At 33.6% G+C, this 22959-nt stretch carries 21 protein-coding genes and 1 pseudogene; 8 read left to right on the forward strand and 14 right to left on the reverse strand.

The window, feature by feature from the left end:
- Positions 1–177 precede the first annotated feature (177 nt).
- The 3 genes from mobC to mobA all read right to left on the reverse strand — a co-directional run bounded on the left by mobC (position 178) and on the right by mobA (position 4053).
- Positions 178–2178 (reverse strand): conjugal transfer protein MobC, encoded by a 2001-nt coding sequence (mobC, locus tag GTZ96_RS02215; protein ID WP_161640954.1) that lies wholly within the window; start codon positions 2176–2178, stop codon positions 178–180.
- Between the two features lie 118 nt (positions 2179–2296).
- Positions 2297–3613 carry a conjugal transfer protein MobB gene (gene mobB, locus GTZ96_RS02220; protein ID WP_161640955.1) on the reverse strand — a complete coding sequence of 439 codons (1317 nt, stop codon included), beginning with the start codon at positions 3611–3613 and terminating at the stop codon, positions 2297–2299.
- On the reverse strand, positions 3610–4053 hold the full coding sequence (gene mobA / locus GTZ96_RS02225; RefSeq protein ID WP_161640982.1) for a conjugal transfer protein MobA: 444 nt from the start codon (positions 4051–4053) through the stop codon (positions 3610–3612). Before mobA ends, mobB begins: the two co-directional genes overlap by 4 nt.
- A 654-nt stretch (positions 4054–4707) precedes the next feature.
- Between mobA and GTZ96_RS02230 the strand changes: the two genes are divergently transcribed.
- Genes GTZ96_RS02230 through GTZ96_RS02240 form a run of 3 tightly spaced genes read left to right on the forward strand, consistent with a single transcriptional unit; the run spans position 4708 to position 6552 of the window.
- Complete coding sequence (locus GTZ96_RS02230) at positions 4708–5475, forward strand: ParA family protein (protein WP_161640956.1); 768 nt, start codon at positions 4708–4710, stop codon at positions 5473–5475.
- A gap of 3 nt (positions 5476–5478) precedes the next feature.
- Positions 5479–5916 (forward strand): DUF3408 domain-containing protein, encoded by a 438-nt coding sequence (locus GTZ96_RS02235; protein WP_161640957.1) that lies wholly within the window; start codon positions 5479–5481, stop codon positions 5914–5916.
- A gap of 3 nt (positions 5917–5919) precedes the next feature.
- Entirely contained in the window at positions 5920–6552 is a 633-nt protein-coding gene (locus GTZ96_RS02240) for a conjugal transfer protein TraD (protein ID WP_161640958.1), read from the forward strand.
- A gap of 13 nt (positions 6553–6565) precedes the next feature.
- Here the strand turns inward: GTZ96_RS02240 and GTZ96_RS02245 are convergent, their stop codons facing one another.
- The 10 genes from GTZ96_RS02245 to GTZ96_RS02285 all read right to left on the reverse strand — a co-directional run bounded on the left by GTZ96_RS02245 (position 6566) and on the right by GTZ96_RS02285 (position 17753).
- Positions 6566–7366 carry a TIGR02391 family protein gene (locus GTZ96_RS02245; protein WP_161640959.1) on the reverse strand — a complete coding sequence of 267 codons (801 nt, stop codon included), beginning with the start codon at positions 7364–7366 and terminating at the stop codon, positions 6566–6568.
- A gap of 5 nt (positions 7367–7371) precedes the next feature.
- On the reverse strand, positions 7372–8409 hold the full coding sequence (locus GTZ96_RS02250) for a nucleoid-associated protein (RefSeq protein WP_161640960.1): 1038 nt from the start codon (positions 8407–8409) through the stop codon (positions 7372–7374).
- A 3-nt stretch (positions 8410–8412) separates the two neighbouring features.
- Positions 8413–10281: a DUF3732 domain-containing protein gene (locus GTZ96_RS02255; RefSeq protein ID WP_161640961.1), complete on the reverse strand. Its 1869-nt coding sequence runs from the start codon at positions 10279–10281 to the stop codon at positions 8413–8415.
- Positions 10278–10742, reverse strand: a complete 465-nt coding sequence (locus GTZ96_RS02260; protein WP_161640962.1) for a three component ABC system middle component — start codon at positions 10740–10742, stop codon at positions 10278–10280. Before GTZ96_RS02260 ends, GTZ96_RS02255 begins: the two co-directional genes overlap by 4 nt.
- On the reverse strand, positions 10739–11974 hold the full coding sequence (locus GTZ96_RS02265; RefSeq protein WP_161640963.1) for an ABC-three component system protein: 1236 nt from the start codon (positions 11972–11974) through the stop codon (positions 10739–10741). Before GTZ96_RS02265 ends, GTZ96_RS02260 begins: the two co-directional genes overlap by 4 nt.
- Before the next feature lie 325 nt (positions 11975–12299).
- Entirely contained in the window at positions 12300–13112 is an 813-nt protein-coding gene (locus GTZ96_RS18215) for a 3'-5' exonuclease (RefSeq protein ID WP_207720133.1), read from the reverse strand.
- Positions 13105–14103: a UvrD-helicase domain-containing protein gene (locus tag GTZ96_RS18220; RefSeq protein ID WP_207720134.1), complete on the reverse strand. Its 999-nt coding sequence runs from the start codon at positions 14101–14103 to the stop codon at positions 13105–13107. Before GTZ96_RS18220 ends, GTZ96_RS18215 begins: the two co-directional genes overlap by 8 nt.
- A gap of 2 nt (positions 14104–14105) precedes the next feature.
- Entirely contained in the window at positions 14106–16247 is a 2142-nt protein-coding gene (locus tag GTZ96_RS02275; protein WP_161640964.1) for an ATP-dependent nuclease, read from the reverse strand.
- A 299-nt stretch (positions 16248–16546) separates the two neighbouring features.
- Complete coding sequence (locus tag GTZ96_RS02280) at positions 16547–17239, reverse strand: nucleotidyl transferase AbiEii/AbiGii toxin family protein (RefSeq protein WP_161640965.1); 693 nt, start codon at positions 17237–17239, stop codon at positions 16547–16549.
- A complete protein-coding gene (locus tag GTZ96_RS02285) occupies positions 17232–17753 on the reverse strand; it encodes a helix-turn-helix domain-containing protein (RefSeq protein ID WP_161640966.1) in 522 nt (173 codons plus the stop codon). The genes GTZ96_RS02280 and GTZ96_RS02285 overlap by 8 nt, the downstream gene beginning before the upstream one ends.
- 273 nt (positions 17754–18026) lie before the next feature.
- Here GTZ96_RS02285 and GTZ96_RS02290 point away from each other — a divergent pair, with 273 nt between their 5' ends.
- Genes GTZ96_RS02290 through traJ form a run of 5 tightly spaced genes read left to right on the forward strand, consistent with a single transcriptional unit; the run spans position 18027 to position 22822 of the window.
- Positions 18027–18332, forward strand: coding sequence for a DUF4134 domain-containing protein (locus GTZ96_RS02290; protein ID WP_161640967.1), 306 nt, complete (start codon positions 18027–18029; stop codon positions 18330–18332).
- A gap of 11 nt (positions 18333–18343) precedes the next feature.
- Complete coding sequence (locus GTZ96_RS02295; protein WP_161640968.1) at positions 18344–18676, forward strand: DUF4133 domain-containing protein; 333 nt, start codon at positions 18344–18346, stop codon at positions 18674–18676.
- The gene (locus GTZ96_RS02300; RefSeq protein WP_161640969.1) at positions 18673–21171 is read left to right on the forward strand and encodes a TraG family conjugative transposon ATPase; all 2499 of its coding nucleotides are present in this window, start codon (positions 18673–18675) and stop codon (positions 21169–21171) included. Before GTZ96_RS02295 ends, GTZ96_RS02300 begins: the two co-directional genes overlap by 4 nt.
- Positions 21172–21194: 23 nt before the next feature.
- Complete coding sequence (locus tag GTZ96_RS02305) at positions 21195–21827, forward strand: DUF4141 domain-containing protein (protein WP_161640970.1); 633 nt, start codon at positions 21195–21197, stop codon at positions 21825–21827.
- Positions 21828–21829: 2 nt separating this feature from the next.
- Entirely contained in the window at positions 21830–22822 is a 993-nt protein-coding gene (gene traJ, locus GTZ96_RS02310) for a conjugative transposon protein TraJ (RefSeq protein WP_161640971.1), read from the forward strand.
- 15 nt (positions 22823–22837) lie between these two features.
- On the opposite strand, the pseudogene GTZ96_RS02315 reads toward traJ, so the two are convergent.
- Positions 22838–22959, reverse strand: a pseudogene (locus GTZ96_RS02315) (IS1595 family transposase); the annotation flags it as partial.

A 22959-nucleotide genomic window follows, 5' to 3' on the forward strand; every position in this document is an offset into this window, starting at 1 on the left:
AATTTATTTTGTAAATTATAAATCTAAGAATTGATTCCTATCGTAATTTTTCAATAAAGTGACATACGAATAAATACAATAAAATTGGTAAATTTCGATGGTTCGACAGGTGTATTGGATACAACGGGTTTTCAGGTGATGGGAAAACTTTAATCTTATTGGCTACTTTTTTTGAGATTATCTTTTTTGCACCAAATGCTGTAAGTCAGGATCGTTTTTGATGCGTTCCAATTCACTTTCAATAATTAGAACGATATCCAGTTTTACTTGTCTGTAATTGGCTTCAATTTCGGTTTTCATTTTATTTTCTCCATTTTTATTAACGAAAGATAAAATCTCCGGTATCTTTTTATAAGCCTTGGTTTCTGCAGCTACATTTTCATTATCCACGACAATTTCGGAATGGAATATTTTTTGTTCAATGCGTTCATCAAAATTGTCTGAAATAGCTCCTACAAACATTCCTTGTGTAAGTGTGGAAATTTTTGATGCTGGTATTAGGCTGTCCAGTTGTGTCGATATGGAGGTTGATTTATCGTTTCGATTAACGGTCATACTTTGTCGTTTCTGAAGTACTTTTCCAAAGCGTTCTGATAAACTTTTCGCTGTTTCTCCTACAACCTGGCCACTAAAGATATTGCCCACAGTATTTTGGATAACTTTACTTTCCTTGTCACCGTAATCACGAGTTAATTGGGAATAGTCCTGAAAACCTAAACAAACCGCTACCTTATTACTTCTGGCAGTGGCTATCAGGTTGTCTAATCCTCTAAAATAGATAGTTGGTAATTCATCAATAATAACTGAACTTTTTAATTGTCCTTTTTTATTGATTAGTTTTATAATTCTCGAATTGTATAAACCTAATGCAGCAGAATAGATATTTTGTCTATCAGGATTATTCCCCACACAAAGTATTTTAGGTTCATTTGGATTATTGATGTCCAATGAAAAATCATCGCCTGTCATTACCCAATAGAGTTGAGGGGAAATCATCCTGGACAAAGGTATTTTAGCTGAAGCGATTTGTCCTTGCAATTGATCTTGTGCTCCGCCTTGCCAGGCATCCATAAAAGGGGATAGGTAGTTTTCGAGATCTGGATAAGAAGTAAGGATAGTAAATACATCTATATATTTTTTATTGAGTAACTCAATAGCATGAGGAAATGTACAGTATTTTCCATTATTATATATTTTCAAAAACCAGATGATGGCGGCTAACAGAATTATTGGAGATTCAACAAAAAAGTCTCCCTGTTTTTGTATCCAACTTCGATTAAGGTTCAGCATAATCGTATAGGCTGATTCATAAGCATCAGATATATCAGTCATGAAATTAGGGTTGATGGGATTACAACGATGGCTTCTTCTTGGATCATCAAAATTGATGATATAGAATTTTGGTTTTACCGTATAATTATCGGTATGTTTCAACAAATGATTATAGGCTATGGTTGAAAGATCGTCAAATTTGAAATCATAGATGTACATCGAAAATCCCTTTTCAATATGTTGTTTGATGTAATTATTTATAATGGCATAACTCTTACCAGATCCAGGTGTACCTAATACTATGGAGGCTCTGAACGGATTTACAACATTAATCCATCCCTGATTCCATTTGCCTTTGTAATAAAATTTGGTGGGAAGATTAACCGAATATTCATTTTCCATCAATTTAGTTTCTTGCATGAAACTTTCATTTTCGTTATTAAACACATCATCCATCAGATTGTTTCGCAGCAAACGGCTAATCCATACGCCGGCCATCATTAATGCAATGTAACCTAGTGATGTTGTCAATATATATGAAGAAGTTGCAATTCCAGCAGGTAATTGTAATAGTGATGTATTTAGAAAGAAAAGTATAAAACCGATGATTAAAGCTATGTAGATTTTGGTCCAGGTAATTTTTTCATTTTTTACTCCTTTTGTTCCCAAACAACTTAATGCCAATAAGACTAAAGAAAAAATCTTGGTATATAAGGTATGAGAAAATAAGTTAGCTGTCCTTTGGAAATTACCTAATATTTTATTGATGACTTGCAATGTCCAACCTCGTTCTAGAAAAAAGCCATAACAAAACCAGTAAAAGTGCATTAAAACCAGAATTATACTTACTGCACGCATGAAAGCCATTATTTTGGCTAACCCTCTTAAATCGTCTTCTCCTTGCATACTTCGATAAATTAAATGTTTTGTTCAATTTAGTAGGGAAGTAATCTACTTGGAAGAATAAAGAAGTACTTGGCTTTTATTGGATTCATTTGGCGATAAGGTATTAGACAAATACATTTTATTTTTTGTTTCCAGGTCTTCTGCTTTTTTTCTTTTTCTTCATTTTATTAGCAAATTGCTGTTCTTCATAATCCTCTCCTTCTGTTTCTGGGAATAAACCTCCAAAGCTTTCCATAAAACCAAAATCAGTGTTAATTTGAGTTGATTGACTCTTATCAAGAAAATCAAAAAGCGTATGTGGTTTTTCTGTTTCTGGTTTTGTATTGTTAGTGCTTTCGGGAGATGTAATCTTCATATTGTCATGTATTGCAACTTGGCGTTTTTGAGTATTTTCTTCATTCCAGCAATCGTTAAAAATGTTAGCAGAAAGGTTTTTACCCAATTGTGATCCGTTCCAAACGCTGCGGGATTCATGGTCAATAAAAGAAATACCGTAAATACGTTCTTCGTGATTTCTACGAACTACAGTATTGATACCTTGCTCAAGTAGTTGTTTCTTAAATTCGGTTTCATTGGAAGTGGTGTGGATTGCAATTTCTATTGTCTTTTTTAGAATTTCTTTTGTTGGTTCTGTTTTCATTTTTTCTTTCGATTGCTCGAAATGTTTCTGTAAAGCATCCAGTCCTGCGTGTTTACCAAAGCGAGATGCTTTGAAAGGATTACTAGCTTTTTCTCCCTGCTCATTCAGAGCAAAATAGACCAATCCTTGTTTGGTTTGTCCGTGAAATTCGCCTTTTACTTCCTCTGTGGTAATGTTAAAAAGGGAAAGTAAAGCATTGTAAGTTCCTAGACTTTGATATTGGTAATATTTTGGTAAATACCGAACTACCGAGGCTATTTGGCTTTTTACATTAGCTGCCTTGTAGTCAATCGGTCTGAATAGTTCTTCTTTAGGATTACGATTTTTTTCAGTTGCAGCTATTAGTTTGTATTCTTGTTCCAATATACGACAGGTATCCATGGAACGTAATTTTTCATAGTTATCAGGAAGTTTTTTACCGTTACGATCTACACAGGTCGATACAATATGAATGTGAGTTCGTTCAATATCGGTATGTTTAAAAACTACATACGGCTGATCTCCATAACCCATACGTTCCATATAATCTTTTGCTATTTGCTTGAAATCTTCATCACTTACTTTGTCTCTCGGATCAGGGTTTAGAGAAATATGTAATACAGGTTTTTCAGTTCGTTTATTTGCAATTAGATAAGGTTCAAAAGATTGATACAATTGTACAATAGTATAACTTCCGTTGACTGTTTCCCTTATTCTATGGGTTGTCAATATTTCTCCGTTTTCCTGATCAACCTTGAGCTGATTATAAGAAAGTGCTCCAATAATATTTGCTCCACGACCAATCTTTGCTATCATTTTTCTTCATTTTTAATCAAATGTTTTGCTTCGAATTCTTCGGTCAATTTTATAATCTCCTGACATAATTTTGCTAATTCTGCTGTTTGTTTTTCTAATTTAAACAGATAAGCTGCTGCTTTTTTTTCGGAAAAATTACGGTACAATATCTTCACAATCTGATTGTAATTAACGCCAACAGCACGAAATTGACTATACAAAGTGGTTAATCGCATATAGTAATCCATGGCAGCTATATCAATTTTTACTGTTTTTATTTGTTTTTCAAATAGGATGGAAGTAATAAAACGAGCTTTGTTATCCGCTCCAGAGGCTTCAAACAGTGAAAGAAATTTAGCGTTTTCTTCGTCTGTTAAACGAAAAACATAGCGGTGGATGCTCGGATTCTTTTTGAGATTCCTGTCACCTTTGTGCTGTTTGTTGTTTTGTTGTCCATCCATCATAAATCCAGTTATAAATTTTAGAAAACACCGACTTCGGAGAGTGTTTTTAGCCCCTGCAAGGGCAAGTTGTTTTGAGGCACGGAATTCATTTCGAGTGCCTCAAAACACAACTTGCTCTGTTCTGGCGAACAGATAATCCGCCCTTCGGGACGGATTCAATAAAGCAGGGAAAAACGGCTTAACGCCGTTCCAGTTGCTGTCCGAATATTCATTTGATCTTTCCATTAATTTATCTGATTAGTGTTTTTGTAAAGTAAATAATTGATAGCGAGATTTTTATGTTGTTAAGGGTTGCCAAATATTGCCAGTAAATGCCAATTACTACCAAGAGAATTAAAGCAAATACATAGCTGTATTTCTTTGTACTTATAAATAGATATAAGGACATAAGTAGGTATGGAGGTAACAACATAATTGCATAGATAGTAGCATAGAAAAGTACAGCTATATGAATTTAAATAAGTTCATAAACATCTACTTATCTACATACAGTAATGAAGACCTATTTGGATAGGTATACAGTTTGGTATCTGCTTGTCTGACTATGTAATTCTGTACATAGAGATAAACTTAGATGCCGAAGTGTGTAGATAATTGTGGAAATACATAAATAAGTAATTGAATATATAAATAATTAAAACAGTTGAAATTATGAATGCAAAACACAAAATAGTATTTATCGCCTTTTCTTCTCAAAAAGGTGGTGTCGGAAAAAGTACATTCACAACACTTATTGCTAGTACGATGCACTATCGATTGGGCTATAATGTCGCTGTATTTGATGCCGATTTTCCACAACACAGTTTAATGAAAATGAAATCCCGTGATCTGGCGATGGTAATGGAAAATGAGCATTTGAAAAAATTAGCGTACAAACAATTTACCACCATTAACAAAAAAGCCTATCCCATTATGCAGCACAAAGCGGAAAGTGTATTGGATGCCGCTCACGAATTTTTGAATAGTTCTTCAGTACCTATTGATGTTATATTCTTCGACCTTCCAGGAACGGTAAACACTCCCGGTATATTGAAAGCATTAGCAGGAATGCACCACATTTTTACACCTATTACAGCAGATCGTTTGGTAATGGAGAGTACGCTTGTATTTACACAGCTTTTGCAGGATGTGATTATGAAAAAAGGAGCAACTTCTATAGAAACCATTAATTTATTTTGGAATCAAGTGGATGGCAGGGAAAGCACTCCCTTATACGACATTTATAACCAACTTATTGAACAATTGGGATTAAGTCTGATGCAAAGCGAAATCAAGAATAGTACCCGTTTTCGCAAAGAAAGTGAAGAGAATAGCAAAACTGTATTTCGTTCTACAGTTATGCCTCCAGATGAACGTTTGATGAAGGCCTGCCAGCTAGATGTATTTGTAAACGAATTTTTAAAAATCATTCAATTATAGTTTATGGGGAAAGATAATAAGAGAAAAACCACTCCTGAAATTAACGAGGAGTTGATGATGAACCTGATGGTAGATGGGATAAAAAAGGATGGCTTACAGCTTCCAACTGAACTTACTGAAGAAACACAAAAGGAGGTTCTTAAGCCTAAAGAATTGCCCCCTGAGAAATCAGAAATTAAAGAAAAGACTAGAACCAAAAAGATAAATGAACCGGATTATGAAGGTATTTTTTTTAAAAGACAAGACACCAATGCCCGTGATGGAAAAACGGTGTATATCCGACCCGATTTTCACGAAAAACTGTCTCGCATTGTTCAGGTGATTGGCGAAGACAAAATCACTATTTATGCTTATTTAGATAATTTGTTGAGCTACCATTTTCAGGAATTTGGTGAGCAGATAACCAAGAGTTTTAATGATAAATACAAACCTATTTTATAAGCCATGGAAATAGTAATTGTGATATGTTTACTGATTGTAATTGCTCTGCTTTTGCAGGATAAGATTGTTATCAAGATAGGGAAGGCGCAAAAGCTAACGCAGGAAAAAAACAATCCAAACTTGCCCGATATCATGGGGCAGCCCAAAACACTAAGAAGCTTTACGCTGTCAAACCATGCCAATCAAAGTCAAAAGAAAAAGCAGGAAGATAAAACGGATAATTTTGAGATTGAAATTGATGATCAAGATATTGATAAGCAAATTCCGCAGGAAGAGCTGGACGAAGTTTTCAGAAATATACCTGATTTTGAGGACGAGGCAGAAGAATGGAATAGTTATGGAATATCAGATGGTGATAACGGTTTTGCCCAAGGCGTTACCTTTGAAGAACTAAGCTCCGTGGGGACGCTGCTGCAAAAAGAAAATTTGGACCCTTCTCAAAAGGAAAAAGCAATTGCTATAGTTCAGAAAATACAAGGAACCGAATTATTCAACCTACTGGAGAATTCTATGGAAAGTGCTTCACGTAAAATAGCCGAGCTATTAGATAGTAGCCTTTCTTCTGAAAGAGAAACTGGTTCTTCCATTTTGCGGAAAAATGATTTCGAGGATTTTGATATTGGGGAGTTTGTGTGAACTTTGCAATAAATCAGATAGCTTTATCAAGTCGCTTATGAATAAATGATATTGCGTTTAAAATATCAAGTGCTTCATCTTCCGTAATCTCAAACCTTATTTTAGGTTCGTGTGCTGTTGGATTTCTTATTAAACCGAAAATACCTTTTATAAGATTACAAAGTCCAATGTGTTCGCTTCTATCAGTATCGTTTTTTAAATAGTTAATTCGAACCATGGGATTACTGGTTGAAAAAGCAGTTTCTACCAGAGCATTACCATCTGCAAAAAGCCCTGTCATTTCACGCAGTCTATCAGCTATGCTCTTTGTGGCCTCAAAAACTGAATGAAAATAGTTCTCTACTAACAGTTCAGCTTTGCAATACTCAAATATTGTTGTATGTATGTTTCTATTTTCCAACTTATGCTTTAAACGATTTGCTCTTTGCTCTGCTTCTGCAATCGTCGTAGCTTTTACTATTTCTTTATATTTTCCTGTTTCGGTAAGTTCTGTTCCAATAAAAGATAATCTTTTATTAATTTCTAATCTTCTATCATGGAAAATTTCTTCCTTTCCAATATATCTAACAGGTTGTAATGCATCTTGAATGAACCTTAGAATATGATTTGAACACTGATGTCTATTTTGCCACTCCGCAAATGCAATATACAATCTTTTCCACTTAGTATTTTGTGGATCAATATCAGGTATGTTTGAGTTTAATAAAATCTGACCAATTTCTGTTCCAGATAAACCTGTTGCTGTATCACCGATTGTTCTACATAATCCTTCTAAAATATGTGCCTCAAATATTGGATGTTTAATGTTAGCCATAAATTCTAAGTTTCTTCTTCGAAATAAATTTTATAATATTTTCGACCATCATTTTCGACGCCTTTTTCTATTAAATTTTTATTTCCATGAATATAAACATGGAAGTTTCGATCGAGTTTTAAAACACTTTTAAAGACTCTGGATTGTTTTTTAACTGCCTGAGACGATATTTGAAAATTATCTTTTAAGTCTAATTCATTATCTTCCCTAAAGCTGTTGTCAAATTTTCTAAAAGATTCAATTAAATTATTATCTCCAAATACTTCTTCTTCAAATTCAGATTTATTAAAAGTTTCGTGTTTTTTAAAGTAATCGACTGAACGATTCAAAAAATCTATCTTATCAGTTTTGCTTATATCAAAATCATCAGAAATTTTTGTTGTCACGAATTGTTTTGCGATACCTAAAAATTGATTTGTTTGATGGAAGTCGTCTTTTTTAGGTCGAACACTTAAGAAATCATCTTTCCAGTATTGTGCTTCAGTACCTTTATTCGTATTATCAATAATAGAAACAATAAAGCCATCTTCTTTTTCAGTGTTAAAAATCAGGCACCCCTTGTCAAGTTTATTAATATTTAAACCGGTAATATCAGTTAAGTCAAAACCTTTATTTGTACTATTAACCTTGAGAATTGTATCTTTGTTTTCAGATTTAAACAATGCAAAACAGTCAACAATTTCATCGTTTAGCTGACAGTCTTTTATATGCAAAACACATAATTCTCCACCTTTTATATTGGGGTGAGTACTTTTATCATATAGATATCTTCCTATATTTTTTGATTCATCTATAAATGATTGTTCATCGCTAAAAAAGGAACTTACAAACGTATAAACTGGATTAAGATCTAAATTTGGATCAAAATAGAAATGATGTAATTCTTCTGCTTTGAAATTTGAAATTAGCAGGTGATTTAAACGTTCTTCTACTTTGCTAAAATCGGTCAATTCATCTGCAAATCTTACTCCATCACCACTGTTTTTGTTACCTATATAGTGGATGATTAGCTTATCTATTTTTCCCAGAGCTATATTGTGCATAAATTAATTGTTGTAAATATTATGAGGAATTAGTCCCTTACCATCATTAAATTCATCTACTGTATGAAAATATGATAAATTGTTATCAAGCCAATAATCCTTAGACGCGTGTTCAACCATAAAAATTTGGAAAGGCTGTTTTTTTGTTTGATTTATATATTCAATAAAAGAATTTAGTAATGTAAAAGCGTCAAGAAGCTTTGTTTTATCATCATTCCCTTTTTCATTATCATTAGCATAATAAGGAATACTTGGCTGATCAATAAATAAAAATTGAGGAACGTGAACCTGCTCTATATTAATCATGTGTTCATGCAGTCCTAAATAAACACATAAGTGCATAAACATATAATTAGATTTACTTCCAACATTATCTAAAGGAAACAGCTGCCCTTTAGGAATAAGTTGTAAAATCATTTTCTCGGTATTGAAATCCAATTTACTATCCTTATATGCAGGTAACGATTTTAAAAGATCAAAATTACGCTGTATAGATTCATTTAAAAATGTCCGCATAGTATATTTTATCTGTGAAGTTTCTCCAGGTACCTTAGAAAGTCTCTCTTTCTCTTCACTGAGTCTATGTAGTTTAACAGGGTCAATTGGTTTAGCAACTTCACGCTTAATCAATTGTTCGAACGCATTTTTTATTTCACCTAATACAATGAATTTTTGCCCTTCTGCCAGGTAGTTTTTTTGAATTTTAATTAAGCTCTCAATTTTATCAGTTATAGACTTTAACTGATCTTTTAATTCCTTAACATCACCATCTACTTTTACAGGTTCAGTAACTTTTTTTGTAAGCGAACTTTTGATATTATATAAAGATACTTGAAGGGAATCGAGAAAAAGTTTGGTCTCATAAGAGTTTACGAGCTGGTCAGATAGATTTTTATTAAGAAATTCTATAGGCAGCAAGCTGTCTGCTGATTTATTTAAGTTTTTTCTGTATAGATCATATTCCCTTTGATACTGACTTACAGCATTTATCTGTCCCTGTATTCTATTACGATCTTTGTTTAGAATATCTAATTCTAAAAACAAGTTAGAATTAGATGCTTTTTGTTTTGTGTTTTCAATTACATCCTGAATTGCAACTAACGCTTCTTGAGTAGTTTCATTATAAAAGTCAAATTCAATAAAATTGTATTCTTTGCATTTATCCAAGAGCTTATTTACATTAACACCAAAGTTTTTCTCTTTGGTATCATTACTTTTATTTTGAGTCTGAATTTTTTTTAACTCATTTTCAATTTCCTTAAGACGTTCAAGCGCTTTTATGTTTTCCAAATCATTTACACCTATGACCAAATCAAAAATATGGCTAAGTGCATTTTCATATTCTTCTTTACCGAAGAAAATTGTATCAAAGTATGTTTCAGGAGCACCAATAACAGTTTCTGTTAGAGCGTTAAATAATAGGAAATGTCTATATGAAATATTAAGTGATGATTTACCAAATTCATTGCCATAAGGAAATCTTAAAGCATCAGTAATTCCAAATTCATTATCTAAAAAAGTTTTAGCTTCTTCAATTGGTGTTTTAATTTCAAAATCATCCGAAAATCCCCCCTCGTTAAATATAAGTTCAGCGGCAGGAGCTCCTTTCTCAGGAGCTTTTCTTATAATAGAAATTTCTTTATCATTTATTGTAAATCGGATACCAAACCATAAAGCTTTTTCATAAATAGTATTAGGCAGGTTTACTTTTCCTGATAAGAGACAATAATCAATAATGCTCCAAAAGCTAGACTTACCTGTAGTAGCATTTCCTGTAATTACATTGACTTTGTTTGGCAGGAATTTATAACTTTTCGTTTCAGAAAAATCATCATTAAACCATAATTTTATTTCGTGGAGCGTGAATTTCATAATTGGACCTTTAGTATTCGGTAAAGTTGATTTGTGGAATAATTTTCAATAAGTGATAGAAAAACTGGAATAACCTCCAGCAATTTTGAAAATCGATCACCTAATTCTTGAACCTCATCATCAATATTAATTTTATTATTATTTTTTCTTATTACATTGTCATTGATATACAATTGTTCTCCTTTTTTTAAAATTATCAACGAGTTAATTGATACAGGTAATAATGATAAATATCTTTTGTTGAATGATGCAAATAATCTTTGATTAATATTAACCAGATCTTCTAAATTATTCTCTGAAATATTATATTTTTTTATGAAACTCACAGTTTTATCATCCAACAAAAAAGGTAATATTAAACAGCTTCGAGCGATATCAATACTTTCAATTTTATCTAGAATTGCCAAAAACACACAGCTGGCTAAAGCTTCATTATTATATACATAGTAAACTTCCTTCATATTTTCTTGTATTTTTCTTTCCAATCAAAGTGCCAGCCTATTTCCAAATTATCAGATAAAACATAATAATGTCCATTGCTTGATATAAGACCCAATGACGTAAAACCTTCTATCGTTAAATTTTGTCTCTTAATATAATCTACAATTTCTAGCCCCATGCTTTTAACATCTTCTTCTAAATCACTTAGTTTCTCTCCAGATTTTATCCTTCGCTCAATATTTCTATATTTTACTTTGAATTCATTCAGCCACATTTGAATACTATCCTGCTTAAATTTTTCAACATCCATTGGTTGTAAAAAATTCTCTTCTGACCAATAAGTAAAATCATTAAGAAATTTGAGCATTTGAGTTGTATAATCTCTTATGTCTGTTGATCCTGAAACAACTTCTCCTATATCTACAAGCTGTTTAATAAAAATCTGCTCTTCCAAATCCTCGGGCAGTAATACCGGTAAATTTCTTTGGGGCAGAGATCCTGCAACAAATGCCACCTGGAAACACTTGCCAAATCTATTATTGAAATCATCAAAGCTTATTTCAAACTTTTTTCGGTCTTTAATATCTGTAAATTTTGCCAAATGCATGTTTGATGAGAGACTATCAAAAACAGGGTCAATAAATTTATGCTGCTTTACATTTTCTAAAATTTTGTTTTTTATTTTCTGTATGATATTATCAATACCCGTTTCAATCCTTAATTTTTGAAAAAAAGATATACATCTTTTCTTGCCAAGGGTGCGTACATTTTTTAAATATTTTTTAAGAATAGGATCTTGTGTTTTTTCCTCTAGTGCTGAAAGAATATCCAATAATTTACCCAGATCCATATCTATTTTAAAAGTTTCAAGCGCATGAATAAAATTATTATCCCAGTGGTTTTTATTCGTCACTAAAATAAAACTGTGTTTATCTAAAAAATTGTCTGCATTATTTTTATCTGCTTTGATAAAATCACTCCAATTACTAAGTGTTTTCCATAAGTCAGAATCTAAAGAAGTTAAATTTTGAATTTGTCCTGCGGAATTTTGTAGGACAGAATGCTTCATTTGAAGTAAAACCGTTTTACTATCGGCCAAATCAATATGAATATCTTCTTTGACTTCAAATCCAATTTTTTCTCCAAATCTCAGATCTAAAGATAGATAAATGAAATAATAAAATTGATAATCAAACCCTATCGCCTGTGGCCCTGCTGTATGTTTTGTTAATAATGATTCCGTGTCATTCATAGGCAATTTTAATTTTCTTATTTCATCAGGTTATTTGAATAATCAATTCGCTAATATACAATAATTCTGTCATTAACAGCAAAGTATTGCCTCTCACTGCCACTTTGCTGTAACGCCTTAATTTTTGAAACACCTTTGTTTCAAAAACCCGCATAGTGCGGGAAACAGTAACAAAATAATGTATTTCAATTATGGAAAAAAAATCCTGGTAACAGGAACAATAATGCCAGAAATTGGTGCGCTCTTATGGAGAAACGTCAGACGTTATTTTTCATAAAATGCATGGACGAATTATTCAACCTGCTGAAAAAAGAATCCAGAATACTTAAATATTTGAATATTCAAAATTGTAATCAATTAAATGTGAAGTAGGAGCCTTTCCATCTGGAGCATAAAATTTATGCACGTTTCTATTTCTTTCCGAAATAAGATGTAGATTTTTTCTTGCTCTTGAAGCTAAAACATACAATAGCTTTTTTGAATTTTCAAGACCATTATTATCGTTAAAGTGAGGAACATAGCCATCTAACAAGCCAAAACCTATAACTGTATCATATTCTTCTCCCTTGGTACCGTGGATAGTGGATACAGTAATTCCATCTCGCTGTCGGAATACTTTTCTGAAATTTTCAATATCACCAATATATGGATTTCCTTCGTCAATCAGCCTCTGAATTCTACTTTCAGAACTTGCAAAAAATGAATTGAAATGTTCATCTAATAAAGGAAAATTTGGTAATACAATTTTCAGGTTTTCACAGATCTGATTAAAGAAAGTCCTTAGATAAGTTAATCCATCTGTCTCGATAATCTCCAAAGAATTACAAATTCTCAAAAATTTCTTGCTAGTCATATTTGAAACATCAACTCCTGCAGAATCAAGTTCATTTAATATCTCCTTAGTCCATCTTAACCTTCTTACGTACATAAAGGGAGATGGTTCTGTCAATGCAACTCTTGAAACCTTGAACCAAAAATTATCAATATCCCGAGAAAACGGTGCCATTCCTGGTCCGTCAAAACTGAGATCTGGAAGTCGAATGATAAGCTTTCTTGTAATGCTAGCTATGTGTACCCATTGTGGTGCAGTAATGCATATTTCATTTGGGCTAATTCCTGCTTTTTCAATATTATACAATATTAATTGAGGCCAATTCTTCAATTAAATCATCTACTGAAACGGAAGAGTTGAAAGTGATTGAACTTGGATAATTTTTTCCGTTGCCAAAAGCTACAATTGGAGTTTCGAAAGTTTTATAATAATCAAAATAGCTGATGATAGCCGAAGATGATCTATAGTTTTTGTCAAGGCTTAATGGGGTCAGCTCAAATCCCAATAACTTTTCTAATTCATCTTTCGGCATCGGATATCCTCCCAGGGAATCGTAAATAGATTGGTTTGGATCACCTACAATTAATGTTTTTGAAGTGCCTTTGTTTATGCTTAATATTTTAGATATAATGTGATACTGTATTTCTTTTGTGTCCTGATACTCGTCAATTAAAATAAACGGAAATAGTTTGGATAGAATATTAGCTATAACCGGTTTTGATTTGAGTATTTTATAAGCATAGAATAAAATTTGCTCAAAATCGATTTGTCGATTTTTTTCGAGGATATTAAAATATTCTGCAAGAATTTTTTGTAGAGAATTATGTTTTTTTGTATCCAGACAGGTTAAGTAAAAATTATCTGTTTTGGCAAGTATGCCACAATCATAATATGTTATTTTTTCTTTTTTATAGGGCTCACATAATTCGGTCAGGATCTTTTCTGAATCAAAGGAATTGATAACCTTAAAACCGTTTTTCAATCTTTCAGAATACAAATGATATGGTTTTAAAATCCATTCCATACAAAAGGAATGGATAGTGCCTATCCATAATTGTGTTGTATCTACGCCTAATAATTCAACTCGTTCCTTGATCTCATCGGAAGCTCTGTTGGTATAGGTTATAGCAATCACGAACTCTTTGTCTGATTTCAATCTGCTTAACTCATAAGCAATTTTGAATGTCAAAGTTCTTGTTTTACCGCTACCGGGACAAGCAATAAGAAGTACGCTATTGTTTTCGAGAATTGCATCTTCCTGTTCCTTATTGATACTGTCTTTTTCCCAAATAAACATAACTACTTCAATTTATCTATTAGCGTTAAAATTTGATCGTCAGGAATAACAAGGTCGAAGTCGAAAGCTAAGTCTCCTAATGTGGTTTCTCCATTTCTATATTTTAACAATTCTACTTTGCAACTTGTAAAATCCAACGTGTTATCAACCTCAAAATTTTTCTTAATTCGATAATCAATTATATCTGCAATGATATTTGGAGACGTTTCTTTAGCAAAAAAAATGGCATCAATTATATAACTGGGAAGTATAGTCTTGTACGAAATATGCTTTCCTAACATTATAGCAAACCAACCTTTTCCTTCTTGTTTTGCCATCGTGAGAACACGTTTACCATAAATAGAAACGTCAGCATCTTCAATATCTGCCTTTGCAGTATCACGTGTATCTTGATCTACATAAACTTGTTTAATTATTTTTTTAATTTCCCATTCATTTCCTTCAGTAATAAAATCTACTTCAAAAGTATGTTTTGCATAAAAAGCTTTCACCCAAATATTACCAGCTTCAAATACATCTAATTTCACCTTTCTAGCCAAACCTTTTTGTTTAGAACCGGTCACTTTCTTTTTATACTTTTTCAATGCATCACTATCACCCACAACTTCTGTAGTGTCACAGATAGCATCATCTAAATCTGTGAGTATGGCACATTTTCTTTGTATTCGGTCATTATGAAAAAGTTGAGCTACGTTTTCAAAACCTGTACTTCTAATATTTATAAGACTAATACCAAGTTCATCTAGACTTACTCCAAAAACTTTTTTAACCATAGTGGGGATTAAAATTTCTTCAGCATCTCCTTCTACTAAAATTACCCCTTTAGCAAAAAGCAAATTGGTTCTCACAGCATCCAAATAGCGTTGTATCTGATTTATATTTTCAGGTCCTAATCCCGTAGAGGGCTGATATACTTCAGCATAATTTAATTTTTTAGCCAAAATATTAATGTTCTCAACGTTGCTTACTTCAGATATTTGTGTAGAATGTGTAGAATATATAATCTGCGTATCTCCATAATCCAGCTTATCAAATAAAGCCTTTTGAATGTGATTGTGAATATGGGCTTCGGGTTCTTCAATGATTAAAAAATTAGCAAACGTATCATCTTTAGACTTTTGATACTTAAACTCTAACAGCTTTAGGGTTAAGAAAATTAGATTTGCTCCACCTAAACTCAATTCGTGAATACCACCTTCATATTCTTCTCCAGGCTCGCCAATAAACAGCTTTAAAGATTGAAGCAATTTTTCTGCTTCGTCTGGAACGCTGGATTTGATAGATAAGGATGACGGAGAATAAGTAAGTCCAACAGCATCTTGAATTGTAGATTTAATATCATCCCTAATATTTTGTACATCGGGAAGTGCTTCAATACTTTCATTCAAATCGTTAACCAAATCACTAATTGGCTTATAATCCGCTTCTTTAATTTCACCACTTTTATTTTTCAAAAGTGTAAATAATGGATTAGTTCTGTTATTATGAAAATCGCTAACAACATCCCGCAAAGCTTGAATGAATGTAAAAGAGATTTCTTTAGCAACTGACATTTGATGTGGGATTTTTGACCCAAATTTTGAGGCATCTACCGTGGAAGGAAAAATAACATTTTCAAAGTCACCGACCAATTCTTTATATACAGCCGGGTCATTAAAGTCAGCGTTACTTTTCCCTGTAAAGAAAGTTTCGTAGTTATCATTAATAGTGATATCATTGAGTAAAGCTTGCAATCCAGCATTATCTCCTTTGGCTAATTCAGATAGCTTTTGCCTTATATCAGCTTTGGGACGAAAGAAAAGGTTATAGTTAGCTTTTTTTACATAGTCCTCTTCCGCAATTCCGGCTCCGTGAATAAATAAAGATTGAATAGCTTCTTCATCATTGAGTTCGTCAAACTCAATACTTATTATAATCCAATGACCTTTCCATTTATTCTTATCTAAAGTTCTATTAAAATCTCCTTCGGTAAGTTTGTAAGCATATTGCAAGGAAGCATCTTCCAAAAGCAATCTTATAGCCTTAAAAACATTTGTTTTTCCAGATCCATTCTCGCCTATAATGGTATTAATTCCTTTTTTGAAATTAAAATTTGCATTTGCAAAATTTCGGTAATTAATAAGACTGACTTTAGAAATATACATTAAAAATTGAGTTTAATAGTTGAACTTTTTCAAGTTTACTAATATAAAGTATTTTATGCTTATAAAGCTACTATATATAAAATAATTCTTACTATTACCGCTTTTTTATAACATCATAATTTCCGTGACAAATTTGTTCCAAAAATCCTGTAACGAGCGAGCAGGAATAAATCATGGAAAAACAAAGAAAAAAGTGCTATGTCTATGTTGTCAGCTTTTGGTGCGTTTGCTCAGGGAAACGGTTCTGTAGGAATCAATTCTTATATTTTTAAATCGTCAAACGTATAGTAATAGCCTTTTTATTTTGTTATTTCTTCTATTTTCTCCATCAACATTTGAAACCGTTCTTCTCTAATTAACGGATGGATGTGCATGGCTAAAATTTCGTTTGCTTGTGGGTGGTTTCTAATAGCTGTAAGTTCTTGCTTTATGTATTGCTTCAAGTCGTCATCTTCACTCGTTAGTATTTCTTCGACTATTGTTGTTCTGTTGTCAATTAGATAGATGATATCTTCATAATCGTGGCTTCCGTAAAAGTCATTTTGTCCCCGGTCTTTAAATGCTTCTAATTTGGTAGCCAGAAAATAAGGGGATGGTAATACGTTGATTTTAATTGCTTCGGGCAATTCTATTTGTTGCAGGTATTTGAATCCGGGCTTGTACCATTTATTTGATATTCCAATACTACTGTCGTCAGCAGGCATAATGTCTATTGCAATATTTTCAAACTGATAAGAGCATATTGACTGTCCCTGAGGATCCGGATAGAAATTAAGTTCTGCTAATCGTTCCTGCATTTGTGTCCATTCATAATAATTAGCTAAATTAATGGTCATGTCTATATCAGAAGTGGGACGAATTTCCTCTGCAGCCGGGTCATCTGTATATAAGCTAATTACTGCTCCTCCAATGAAGACCATTTTTTCATTTAACTCCTTTAAACCATTAGCAACTTGAGCTACTAATGCCAGATTGATTATTTTATTATACATTCAGTATTCTTTTTTCTAATTCGCGTTTTGCCATTTCTTTTTCTCTTACTCTTCCCACTCTAATAGCATCGACTAAAGTTAATAATTCGTATAAATCCTTGTCTTTTAATGAAGCTGCTACAAGAGTAGGGTATAAAGGTTCTATTGCCTGGCCACGGTCTAATCCTTTTGCATAAGGCCAAACATAGTTGTCAGTTGCCTGAATGATTTTATTTAAAGGTTCAGCCGAATGAGCTGTTAAAACGCCTCTAACGATTGCTCCTGGTTGTTGTGGAAAAACATAGCCTACACCATGAATTAAAAATTCGTTAAAAGCAATTTTGTTTACTTTTTTTCTGGCATCATCAATTAGGCCTGCATATTTGGAACGATTTAAAGACTGGCTTACTTCAGATTGACTCATGCCTAATTCCTCAGCAATAGTATGATGAAACCAGGGTTTTTCACCTAATGCAATGATTTTTAATAAGATCACTATGTCTTGTGGTTTGAGATTGTTTGTTGTTTGTTTCATTTTGATATTGCATATTGCGATATGCAATATTAATAATTAATTATCTAGTAACCAATTTTTTGAAAACATATATCGCATATTGCGATTTGCGATATATAACTGTTTGTTTGCTTAAATTTAGTGGTTTTTTATATCAAAATATAAATCATCAAGTCTTCTTCTGCCAAATAATTCCACTTAAAGACAACTCATTAATACGTTCCTGTTTCCATAAGACATTTGCCATCAAATCCTGCAACGAGCAGGAATAAGAACAAATAAATTATTCAAATCATGGAAAAACAAAGAAAAAAACTTTGGCTGTCAGCCTTGGCTATGCTGTCAGGAATTGGTGCGTTCGCACAAGGAAATGGCTCGGCAGGAATCAATGAGGCGACTCAAATGGTAACCTCTTATTTTGATCCTGCGACAAAACTTATCTACGCCATCGGAGCGGTAGTTGGGCTAATAGGAGGTGTTAAGGTGTATAACAAGTTCAGTAGTGGAGATCCTGATACGAGCAAGACCGCAGCGAGCTGGTTTGGGGCTTGTATCTTTCTGATTGTGTCGGCTACCATTTTGCGTTCCTTCTTCCTTTAATCTTTTGGCTGATGAGTAATTACAACATCAACAAAGGCATTGGGAGAACAGTAGAATTTAAAGGTTTGAAGGCGCAATATCTTTTCATTTTCGCTGGAGGATTATTAGGAATTCTTATTCTAGTCATGATATTGTACATGGTCGGAGTCAATTCCTATAGCTGTCTTTTTCTAGGAGCTGGTGGTGCTTTACTAATCGTATGGCAGACTTTTTCGCTGAACAAAAAGTATGGAGAATATGGATTAATGAAAATAAGTGCCAAGAAACGGCATCCACATTACATCATCTGTCGTAAGCCTGTACAGCGTTATTTCAAGTTCAAAACTAAATACAAGCACGCATGAGGAATAAATCAAAAGCGACTACGCTGGAAAGTAAGTTTCCATTGTTAGCAGTAGAAAATAATTGTATTATCTCAAAGGATGCGGATATCACAGCCTGTTTTCGGGTAGAACTTCCAGAGCTTTTTACAGTTGCTTCTGCGGAATATGAAGCTATTCATTCCGCTTGGCATAAGGCTATCAAGACTTTACCTGATTATACGGTGATACATAAACAGGATTGGTATATCAAAGAAACTTACGCTCCGGATATTGCTCCGGATGATTTGAGTTTTTTAGCAAAATCCTATCAACAGCATTTTAATGAACGTCCGTTTCTAAATCATTATTGCTATTTGTTTCTAACTAAAACGACTAAAGAGCGTATGCGAATGCAGAGTAATTTCTCTTCGCTTTGCAAAGGTGTTCTTATTCCAAAAGAAATAAGAGATAAAGAAACTATTCATCGTTTTATGGAAGCCGTAACACAGTTTGAACGAATAGTAAATGACAGCGGTTTTGTAAAACTAGAACGATTAAGTGAAGAGGACATCGTTGGAACAGATGACAAGCAAGGAATATTGGAACAATACCTAACGCTTTCAAGGGAAGCAGGAACTCCCATGCAAGACATTGGTCTTGGAGCAGAAGAAGTGCGTATTGGTAACAAAAGACTTTGCCTGCACACCCTGTCAGATACAGATGATTTACCGGGAACGGTTTCGGTAAATACTCGTTATGAAAAACTGTCTACAGACAGAAGTGATTGTCTTTTGTCTTTTGCTGCGCCGGTAGGATTGCTGTTAAGCTGTAATCACATCTACAACCAATATCTTTTTTTGGATAACAGCGAAGACAACCTGCGTAAGTTTGAGAAATCAGCAAGAAATATGCACTCATTGGCACGTTACAGCAGAGCGAACCAAATCAATAAGGAATGGATTGAACGCTATTTGAACGAAGCACATTCTTTCGGACTTTCTTCTATTCGGGCTCATTTTAATGTAATGGCTTGGTCAGAAGATCCTACCGAACTAAAACAGTTAAAGAATGATACAGGTAGTGCTTTGGCACTGATGGAATGTAAACCAAGGCACAACACCACAGATGTAGCTACGTTCTACTGGGCAGGAATGCCAGGGAATGCTGGAGATTTTCCGAGTGAAGAAAGCTTTTATACTTTTATAGAACCCGCTCTGTGTTTTTTTACTGAGGAAACCAACTATCAAAGTTCTCCGTCACCTTTTGGGATTAAGATGGCTGACCGACTTACAGGAAAACCCATTCATTTGGATATTTCTGATTTACCAATGAAGCGTGGAATTATTACGAATAGGAACAAGTTTATATTAGGTCCTTCAGGTTCAGGAAAGTCATTCTTTACCAATCACATGGTTAGACAATATTATGAGCAAGGTGCTCATGTGCTGCTAGTGGATACAGGAAATTCTTATCAGGGATTGTGTGAACTCATCAAAGGAAAAACAAAAGGGGAAGACGGTGTTTACTTCACTTATACAGAAGACAATCCTATAGCTTTTAACCCTTTTTATACCGATGATGGTGTGTTTGACATAGAGAAAAGAGAGAGTATTAAAACTTTGATATTAACCTTATGGAAGCGTGATGATGAACCACCAACCCGTTCAGAAGAAGTGGCATTGTCTAATGCTGTGAATGGTTACATCGAACGTATCAAACAAGAGGATGGACTCCCTTCTTTCAATGGATTTTATGAATATGTAAAGGTTGATTATAGAAAGGTATTAGAAGAAAAACAGGTACGGGAAAAAGACTTTGATATTGCCAACTTTCTCAACGTATTAGAGCCTTATTACAAAGGAGGAGAATACGATTATCTACTGAATTCGCACAAGCAACTGGACTTACTTTCCAAACGATTTATTGTGTTTGAAATTGATGCTATCAAGGATCATAAAATCCTTTTCCCGATTGTAACCATAATCATTATGGAGGTTTTTATCAATAAAATGCGTCGCTTAAAAGGAGTGCGGAAGTTAATCCTTATTGAAGAAGCCTGGAAAGCTATTGCAAAAGAAGGAATGGCCGAATATATCAAATACCTGTTTAAAACGGTAAGGAAGTTTTTTGGAGAAGCCATTGTAGTAACTCAGGAAGTAGATGACATTATCCAATCACCCATTGTAAAGGAAAGTATCATCAATAATTCGGATTGTAAAATATTGTTGGATCAGCGTAAATACATGAACAAATTTGATGATATCCAAGCCATGCTTGGTCTCACTGAAAAAGAAAAAGCACAGGTACTTTCCATCAACATGAATAACGATCCCAGACGATTATATAAAGAAGTTTGGATTGGGTTAGGTGGTACTCATTCGGCAGTATATGCAACAGAAGTGAGTCTTGAAGAATATTTGGCTTACACCACAGAAGAAACTGAAAAGTTGGAAGTGATGCGTCTTGCCGGAGAACTGGATGGAAATGTAGAACAGGCTATCAAACGAATTGTCCTTCAGAGAAAAGAAAAGAAATAATAATCATTTAAAAATTGAAAACAATGAAAAAGTTAATGTTCATGGTGTATACAGCGTTACTATTTGCTGTCACACCAACAATTAAAGCACAATGGGTGGTAACAGATCCTTCCAATTTGGCTCAGGGTATTGTCAATACAGCGAGACAGATTGTACAGACTTCTACCACAGCGACCAATATGATTAACAACTTTAAGGAAGTCCAAAAAGTGTATAATCAGGGAAAAGAATATTATGATAAGTTAAAGGCTGTAAATAATCTGGTAAAAGATGCCCGAAAAGTACAACAGACCGTATTGCTTGTAGGTGATGTTTCTGAGATTTATGTAAAGAATTTTGGAAAAATGATGAACGATCCTAATTTCAATGCACAGGAACTTTCAGCAATTGCTAATGGGTATTCCATTTTACTTAATGAAAGTACTGAACTATTGAAAGAGCTTAAACAAATTGTAAATGCTTCTACTTTGTCATTGAATGATAAAGAGCGTATGGATATTATCGATGGTGTGTATAAGGAAGTAAAAGAGTACCATAATCTTGTTCGTTATTTCACTAACAAAAATATTTCAGTCAGCTATCTAAGAGCTAAAAAAGCCAATAACAGCAAAAGGGTATTGGAGCTTTACGGAACTGCTGACCAAAAATATTGGTAATCATGGAATTTAGTAATCTTCATGAAGTATTACGCTCGCTATATGATGAGATGATACCACTATCAGCTGATATGGCGGGAGTAGCTAAAAGTCTGGCGGGATTGGGAGCTTTATTTTATGTAGCATTAAAAGTATGGCAGGCACTTAGCAGTGCAGAACCAATAGATGTCTATCCACTACTCAGACCTTTTGCTTTGGGACTTTGTATTATGTTTTTCCCAACGATGGTATTAGGTACTCTCAATACAGTGCTCAGCCCTGTGGTAAAAGGGACACATAGTATATTAGAAAATCAAGTTCTTGATTTGAATGCCTTACAGCAGCAGAAAGACCAACTGGAAAGGGAAGCAATGCTTCGCAACCCTGAAACCGCTTATCTGGTTTCGGACGAAGAGTTCGATAAGAAACTTGATGAACTGGGTTGGTCACCTTCAGATTTAGTTACCATGTCTGGAATGTACATGGAAAGAGAAATGTACGGAGTCAAAAAGGAAATTCGTGATGGTTTTCGGGAGTTTTTGGAAATACTGTTTCAAGCTGCTGCGCTGGTAATTGATACGATACGGACTTTCTTCCTGATTATATTGTCCATATTAGGACCGATAGCTTTTGCCATTTCTGTCTGGGATGGATTTCAGTCCACACTAACACAATGGCTTACCCGATACATCAGTGTCTATCTCTGGCTTCCGGTAGCTGATCTTTTTAGTGCTATGTTGTCCAAGATACAATCTTTAATACTACAGAAGGATATCGAAAGTTTGTCAGATCCCACTTTTATTCCTGATTCATCCAATACTGTGTATATCATCTTTATGATTATTGGCATCATTGGATATTTTACAATTCCTACGGTAACGGGTTGGATTATACAGGCTGGGGGAGCAGGTAATTTCATGCGAAATGTAAACCAAACCACCACAAAAACAGGAAATATTGTAGGAGCTGGTACAGGAGCAGTTGCAGGTAATATCGGGGGCAGACTAATGAAGTAATAATATTTAATTGAGTTATACACTTAATATCTGTTTTATGTTTTTTTGATAAATCGGTTTTGCATTCACCATTCTTTCTATGGATTTATGAAAAATACTTGTTTTAAATTGAGAACGGTTTATCCTAAAACAAAATT

It is taken from the genome of Flavobacterium undicola (genome assembly GCF_009909155.2).
Lineage (GTDB): Bacteria > Bacteroidota > Bacteroidia > Flavobacteriales > Flavobacteriaceae > Flavobacterium > Flavobacterium undicola.

What these genes read in the sequence shown, in the direction of transcription:
- GTZ96_RS02275 (WP_161640964.1), bottom strand. Translation starts at nt 16,247, where the DNA reads ATGTATATTTCTAAAGTCAGTCTTATTAATTACCGAAATTTTGCAAAT.
- GTZ96_RS02230 (WP_161640956.1), top strand. Translation starts at nt 4,708, where the DNA reads ATGAATGCAAAACACAAAATAGTATTTATCGCCTTTTCTTCTCAAAAA.
- GTZ96_RS02295 (WP_161640968.1), top strand. Translation starts at nt 18,344, where the DNA reads ATGAGTAATTACAACATCAACAAAGGCATTGGGAGAACAGTAGAATTT.
- GTZ96_RS02255 (WP_161640961.1), bottom strand. Translation starts at nt 10,281, where the DNA reads ATGAAATTCACGCTCCACGAAATAAAATTATGGTTTAATGATGATTTT.
- GTZ96_RS02280 (WP_161640965.1), bottom strand. Translation starts at nt 17,239, where the DNA reads ATGTATAATAAAATAATCAATCTGGCATTAGTAGCTCAAGTTGCTAAT.
- mobA (WP_161640982.1), bottom strand. Translation starts at nt 4,053, where the DNA reads ATGGATGGACAACAAAACAACAAACAGCACAAAGGTGACAGGAATCTC.
- GTZ96_RS02245 (WP_161640959.1), bottom strand. Translation starts at nt 7,366, where the DNA reads ATGGCTAACATTAAACATCCAATATTTGAGGCACATATTTTAGAAGGA.
- GTZ96_RS02290 (WP_161640967.1), top strand. Translation starts at nt 18,027, where the DNA reads ATGGAAAAACAAAGAAAAAAACTTTGGCTGTCAGCCTTGGCTATGCTG.
- GTZ96_RS02235 (WP_161640957.1), top strand. Translation starts at nt 5,479, where the DNA reads ATGGGGAAAGATAATAAGAGAAAAACCACTCCTGAAATTAACGAGGAG.
- GTZ96_RS02305 (WP_161640970.1), top strand. Translation starts at nt 21,195, where the DNA reads ATGAAAAAGTTAATGTTCATGGTGTATACAGCGTTACTATTTGCTGTC.
- GTZ96_RS02260 (WP_161640962.1), bottom strand. Translation starts at nt 10,742, where the DNA reads ATGAAGGAAGTTTACTATGTATATAATAATGAAGCTTTAGCCAGCTGT.
- GTZ96_RS02250 (WP_161640960.1), bottom strand. Translation starts at nt 8,409, where the DNA reads ATGCACAATATAGCTCTGGGAAAAATAGATAAGCTAATCATCCACTAT.
- GTZ96_RS02240 (WP_161640958.1), top strand. Translation starts at nt 5,920, where the DNA reads ATGGAAATAGTAATTGTGATATGTTTACTGATTGTAATTGCTCTGCTT.
- mobC (WP_161640954.1), bottom strand. Translation starts at nt 2,178, where the DNA reads ATGCAAGGAGAAGACGATTTAAGAGGGTTAGCCAAAATAATGGCTTTC.
- GTZ96_RS02300 (WP_161640969.1), top strand. Translation starts at nt 18,673, where the DNA reads ATGAGGAATAAATCAAAAGCGACTACGCTGGAAAGTAAGTTTCCATTG.
- GTZ96_RS02285 (WP_161640966.1), bottom strand. Translation starts at nt 17,753, where the DNA reads ATGAAACAAACAACAAACAATCTCAAACCACAAGACATAGTGATCTTA.
- GTZ96_RS18220 (WP_207720134.1), bottom strand. Translation starts at nt 14,103, where the DNA reads ATGTTTATTTGGGAAAAAGACAGTATCAATAAGGAACAGGAAGATGCA.
- GTZ96_RS02265 (WP_161640963.1), bottom strand. Translation starts at nt 11,974, where the DNA reads ATGAATGACACGGAATCATTATTAACAAAACATACAGCAGGGCCACAG.
- mobB (WP_161640955.1), bottom strand. Translation starts at nt 3,613, where the DNA reads ATGATAGCAAAGATTGGTCGTGGAGCAAATATTATTGGAGCACTTTCT.
- traJ (WP_161640971.1), top strand. Translation starts at nt 21,830, where the DNA reads ATGGAATTTAGTAATCTTCATGAAGTATTACGCTCGCTATATGATGAG.